General features: G+C 70.4%; 3 protein-coding genes and 1 pseudogene. 2 read left to right on the top strand and 2 right to left on the bottom strand.

The features are described from left to right. Positions 1-285: 285 nt before the first annotated feature. The gene (locus tag QR77_RS10220) at positions 286-2,334 is read left to right on the top strand and encodes an MDR family MFS transporter (protein ID WP_040021125.1); all 2,049 of its coding nucleotides are present in this window, start codon (positions 286-288) and stop codon (positions 2,332-2,334) included. A 13-nt stretch (positions 2,335-2,347) separates the two neighbouring features. Here QR77_RS10220 and QR77_RS10215 read toward each other — a convergent pair whose 3' ends face one another. Then, positions 2,348-2,851: a GNAT family N-acetyltransferase gene (locus QR77_RS10215; RefSeq protein ID WP_040021124.1), complete on the bottom strand. Its 504-nt coding sequence runs from the start codon at positions 2,849-2,851 to the stop codon at positions 2,348-2,350. Between the two features lie 305 nt (positions 2,852-3,156). Between QR77_RS10215 and QR77_RS10210 the strand changes: the two genes are divergently transcribed. After that, on the top strand, positions 3,157-5,211 hold the full coding sequence (locus QR77_RS10210) for a bifunctional glycosyltransferase 87/phosphatase PAP2 family protein (RefSeq protein WP_236710595.1): 2,055 nt from the start codon (positions 3,157-3,159) through the stop codon (positions 5,209-5,211). A gap of 41 nt (positions 5,212-5,252) precedes the next feature. On the opposite strand, the pseudogene QR77_RS48475 reads toward QR77_RS10210, so the two are convergent. Then, positions 5,253-5,675 (bottom strand): annotated as a pseudogene (locus tag QR77_RS48475) (hypothetical protein); the annotation flags it as partial.

Below are 5,675 nucleotides of genomic sequence, written 5' to 3'. Positions count from 1 at the left end.
GCCCGCGGCCCCGGCCAACGCCGCGGCCGCCGCACGCTCCGAGCAGTCGCAGCCGGGTCCGCCGCCCGCAATCCGCGGCGTCCCGCATTGGGGACAGAACTGTCCGGTCACCGTGGGTCCCTTTCCCTCCGAGGTGCCTGCGATTATGCAGGCCCATTCGGCCAGGTGTGCGCCACCCCGGTCCCTACGGCGGCGCTCGGCGGGCAATACCGGGACAGAACCACCAGGATGGAGTTCCGACGGACCCCGAGGAGCCCCGAGGAGCCCCGAAGAGAGGTACATGGCATGGTTCAGGAAGTGAGCACGGCGGCACTCACTCCGGCGCCCGGCGAAGGCCAGAACCGCCGCAGCGTACTGATCTCCATCGGCGCGCTGTTGATGGGCATGCTGCTCGCCGCGCTCGACCAGACCATCGTGTCCACCGCGCTGCCGACCATCGTCAGCGAACTCGGCGGCCTGGACCACCTCTCGTGGGTCGTGACGGCCTATCTGCTCGCCTCGACGGCCGCCACCCCGCTGTGGGGCAAGCTCGGTGACCAGTACGGCCGCAAGAGGCTCTTCCAGACCGCGATCATCATCTTCCTCATCGGCTCGGCGCTGTGCGGCGTCGCGCAGAACATGCCGCAGCTCATCACCTTCCGGGCCGTCCAGGGACTCGGCGGCGGTGGCCTGATCGTGCTGTCGATGGCGATCGTCGGCGACCTCGTCTCACCGCGCGAACGCGGCAAGTACCAGGGCCTGTTCGGCGCCGTCTTCGGCGCGACCAGCGTCCTCGGACCACTGCTCGGCGGCCTCTTCACCCAACACCTGAGCTGGCGCTGGGTCTTCTACATCAACCTGCCGATCGGTGTGGCCGCCCTGCTGGTCATCGCCGCTGTGCTGCACATCCCCGTACGCCCCAGCAAACACACCATCGACTACCTCGGCACGTTCCTGATCGCCGCCGTCGCCACCTGCCTGGTGCTCGTCGCCTCACTCGGCGGTACGACATGGGCCTGGGGCTCCGCCGAGATCATCGGCCTCGCCGCGATCGCCCTCGTCCTGCTCGCCGCGTTCATCATGGTGGAGCGCCGCGCCGCCGAACCCGTACTGCCGCTGCGTCTCTTCCGCGTCAGGACCTTCACCCTGGTCGCGCTCATCAGCTTCATCGTGGGCTTCGCGATGTTCGGCGCGATGACCTACCTGCCGACCTTCCTCCAGGTGGTGCAGGGAGTGACGCCGACTCTGTCCGGTGTGCACATGCTGCCCATGGTGGCGGGGCTGCTGCTCACGTCCACGGCGTCGGGACAGATCGTCAGCCGTACGGGCCGCTGGAAGGTCTTCCCGATCGCGGGCACCGGCATCACGGCGATCGGTCTCTTCCTGCTCCACCGGCTGACGGAGTCCAGCGGTACGGGGGAGATGAGCGCGTTCTTCTTCGTCTTCGGCGCGGGACTCGGCCTGGTGATGCAGGTGCTGGTGCTCGTCGTCCAGAACTCCGTCAGCTACCAGGACCTGGGCGTCGCCACCTCGGGCGCCACCTTCTTCCGGTCCATCGGCGCGTCGTTCGGCGTCGCCATCTTCGGCACGATCTTCACCAACCGGCTCAACACCAAACTCTCCACGTCGCTGGCGGGACTGCCGCTGCCCGCCGGGGCCGATCCGGCCCAACTCGCCGCCGATCCAAGGACCGTACGACTGCTGCCCGGCACCCTGCGCCCGCGCGTGCTGCACGCGTACTCGTCGTCCATCACGGACGTCTTCCTGTACGCGGTCCCCGTGGTGGTGCTCGCGTTCGTCGTCGCGTGGTTCCTCAAGGAGGACAAGCTGCGCGGCTCGGTGACCGTGCCCGAGGCCACCGAGACCCTCGCGTCCAACCCCGTACTGCGCTCGTCACGCGACGAGGCGGCGCGCGCCCTGTCCGTGCTCGGTACGCGGGAGGGCCGCCGCCAGATCTATGTGACGATCACCGAGATGGCCGGCTACGACCTGCATCCCGCGTCCAGTTGGCTGCTACTGCGGATCAGACGCCATGGCGTCGTGGACCCGGCCGAACTCGCCGAGACCGCGCCCGTACCGCTCACGATCATCAATGACGCCTCGCAGCAGTTGGAGTCGCGCGGACTCGCCGCGCGCGAGGGGCTGGGGCTGGTACTGACCCAACGCGGCCTGGAAACGGCCCTTCGGCTCGGGAAGGCACGCGAGGAGGCCCTGGCTGAGTTGCTGGGTGACTGGTGGGGGCCGGAGCGGCCGACCGATCTGGTGTTACTGGTACGGGAGTTGAGCGCCGAGTTGTGCGGGTCGGACGGCGACCGGCCGCACACGCCGGGGCCGCCCAGGGACCACGCGGCCTGACGCACCTGCCCCGTCAGGCGGACTGTGCGGCCAGCTCCTTGCCGTACCAGATCTCGCTGTACGGTCCTGGCTCCCCGTAGCGCGGGATCTCCAGGAAGCCCAGCTTGACGTACAGGCCCCGCGCCTCGACGAGGTCGAGCCGGGTGTCGAGTACGACCCTGCGCGCCCCCAGGCGCCCTGCCGCCGCCTCCAGGGCGGCCACCAGGGCGGCCCCGCCCCCGCTGCCGCGCGCGGCCGGCCGTACGTACACCCGGGTCAGCTCGGCCCTCTCCGCGTCGAGCATCCGCAGCCCGCCGCAGGCCATGGCCTCGCCGTGCGCGCCGCCGAGGCGTCCGACGACGAACTCGCCGGTGGGCGGGGCGAGTCCGTCGTCCGGAGACTCGGCCAGCCCCTGGTCGATCTCCTCCTCGGTCGCCGGACGCCTCCACCAGCGGCTCGCCACCTCGCTGTAGTAGTCGCGGCGCAGTTGTGTGGCGTCCGGTGTGGCGAAGGATTCGGGACGTACGTACCAGGTCATGGTCAGCTTTCTACCGGAGCGCCGGTCCGGGCGGCGCGGAGGCCGCGAACCGGGATCGGTTAGCGGCCTCCGCTCTTCGGGGTGTCGGCGCTCCGGCGGAAATCGCTTTCTCCTCTGCCTCCGCCGGTGCGAGGGTCTCCGGGAGCCTTCGAACGCGCTGGCCCGTTTTCGACGGGGGTCAGGGGCATTCGGACAAAACCGGGATGACACTCGGGGTAAGAGGGGGTTGCCTGAGACTTCTGATGTGGGCAGTGCGAGGCTCTATGCCCCAGGGACGATGGTTTCGGACGGAGGGTCGGCGCGGCGTGGCGAATGTGGAGCACGGCGTTCACGGCGGTGCGGCAGCGGGAGGCGTGGGTGCCCGTTTCCGTACGGTCCCGGCCCTCCTGTGGCTGGTGGCCGCCGTGCTGGCGGCAAGACAGGCGGCGGCTGTGCTCAGACAGCCGCCCGGGCAGCGGCTGACGGACCTGGAGACCTGGACCGGCCAGAACGGCGTCCTCCATGTGGCGGGTTCGCTGTACGACACGGGGAAGTTCACCGGCACGCCGTTCGCCGGTCTTGTCCTGAAGCCGCTCGCCCGTTCGGCCGAACGCAGCCTCGGTATCGAGTGGACCTTCGGCACGCTGCTGCTCGTCGTCGCGCTGGGGCTCATCGCGGGCCGCGCCCTGCCGGTCCCCGTATCGCGCCGTACGGCACTGCTCGCGGCGCCGGTCGCGATCAGCCTGCTCATGCTGTCACTGCCGGTGCGCAACAGCTTCTACCTCGGTCAGACCAGCATCATCCCCGTCCTGTTGGTGCTCCTCGGCTGCCTGGTGGTACGCGGGGAGCGCGGCGCCGGCCTACTGATCGGCATCGGCGCCGCCCTCCAGCCCGCCGTACTGCTCTTCGCCGCGCTGCTCTGGCTGACGGGTCGCAGACGGGGGGCGCTGACCACGGTGGGTGCGTTCGCCGCCTGCTCGGCGCTCGCGTGGGCCGCGCTGCCTGGCGACTCGTGGACGTACTGGATCCACCATGTGGCGGGCACCGGGCTCGGCGCCCGGGCCAACAGCCTGGCCAATCAGTCCCTGCACGGAGCGCTGCTGCGGTTCGGCCTCGAAGGGCCGCTGGAGATCGCGCTCTTCGTGCTGCTGGCGGCGGCCGTCGTGTACGTGGGGCTGCGCCGCGCCGTGCGGTACGCCGAGGACGGGCAGTTGCTGCTGGCCGTCGCGGTGACGGGGTGTGTGGCGGCCGCGATCTCGCCGACCGCGTGGCAGCACCAGTTGCTGTGGGTGCTGCTGGCGGTCGTGGGGCGCGTCGGCAGGCGGAGCAGGGACCGGATGGTGTGGCCGGTGGCCGTGGTCCTCGTGATGTCGCTGCCGGCGACCGTGCTGATGCCCAACAGACCGATCCTGTTCCCGCTGCGGGACAACCTGCTGCTGCTCGCGGCGCTGGCCGCCGCCTGCGCGGTGCCGTTCCTGTCGCGTACCTCCCCGTACTTCGAGAGACCGGTGCCGACCGAATACACCCGGTCCGTGCCGGCACGCTGGGCGCGTGTCCCGCTGCTGCCGTTCTGGCGGCGGGTGCTCGGCCGCCCCAATCTGCTGCTCGAACTGCTGGTCATTCGCGTCGGCTACTCCTTCTACTCGTACATTCGAGAGTTCGCGGCAGGGGGCCGGGGGACGGCCGAGAGACACGGCCGTGAGGTCTACTCCATCGAACGGGCGCTCGGGATCGACGTCGAGCACTGGGCCAACCACACGATGGCGCAGGTGAAGTGGGCGGAGTCCTTCTTCAACTTCTACTACGAGTCCTTCCACTTCGTGATTCCGCTGACCATCCTGGGCGTGCTGTACGTCCGCCGCCCGGCCGACTACCGCTGGGCGCGCTCCACACTCGGCTTCGCGACGGCGCTCGCGCTGATCGGCTTCTGGCTCTTCCCGCTGGCCCCGCCCAGACTGATGCCGGGCCTCGGCTTCATCGACACGGTGCACGGACCGCAGGACTTCGCCAAGCCGGACTACGGGGCGCTGACGGCGGTCACGAACCAGTACGCGGCGATGCCCTCGCTGCACTTCGGCTGGGCGCTGTGGTGCGGCGTGATCGTGCTGATCCTGGCGCCGAAGCTGTGGATGAAGGCACTGGGCTTCCTGCACCCGCTCTTCACGATCTGCGCGATCGTCGGTACGGCGAACCACTGGGTCCTGGACGCGGCGGGCGGCGCGGCGGTGGCGGGCGCGGGGTTCGCGCTCACGTACCTGTTGGCGGGGCGGCGTGAGCTGCTGCCGCTGGGGGTCACGGCGGAGGCCGGGGCGGGGGTGGGCGCGGGGCCGGGGGCGGGTGTTCGGGATCCGTTCCCCGAGGGGAAGACGGCGGAGGCTTAGGCGGGGGCGAGGGGTGTTGGGGGCTGTCGGTCAGGGGGCTGTCAGGGCCTGAGTCCCAGTGAGGCGACCAGGTCCAGCATTTCGGCCCGGTAGAGCTTGCCGGGGGTCATGGTCAGCGACGTGAGGTGGCCGTAGACCTCAAGGGCCAGCAGCCCGTGCATGCGGCCCCAGGTGCGCAGGGACAGGGCCACGGCCGCCGGAGGCAGGTCGGGGAACTCCTCGCGGACCGTGGCGGCAAGGTGCGGGCCGAAATCGGACCACTCGTACGTGTTGTCATCCGGCGGCCCGGGCAGCCCAGGCGGCGGCCAACTGCTACCACCCCCGGACCGCGCGGGCGACCTGTCGGCCGAGGACCTGGTGGCGCTGGTGGACGAGATCGAGATCCCCCGGCACATCCAGCGGCGGTTCGCGGTGGGGCACTGAGCTGATCTGGGGGGTTGGGGTTGGGGGGTGGGAGTGGGGTG

The sequence above is a fragment of the Streptomyces sp. 150FB genome, from assembly GCF_000818195.1.
GTDB lineage: Bacteria > Actinomycetota > Actinomycetes > Streptomycetales > Streptomycetaceae > Streptomyces.
Note: the sequence above shows the minus strand (reverse complement) of the source record. Positions and strands in the feature narration are given on the sequence as shown.

Excerpts from the sequence above, each read along its gene's own strand:
- QR77_RS10220 (WP_040021125.1), top strand. The coding sequence starts at position 286 with ATGGTTCAGGAAGTGAGCACGGCGGCACTCACTCCGGCGCCCGGCGAA.
- QR77_RS10215 (WP_040021124.1), bottom strand. The coding sequence starts at position 2,851 with ATGACCTGGTACGTACGTCCCGAATCCTTCGCCACACCGGACGCCACA.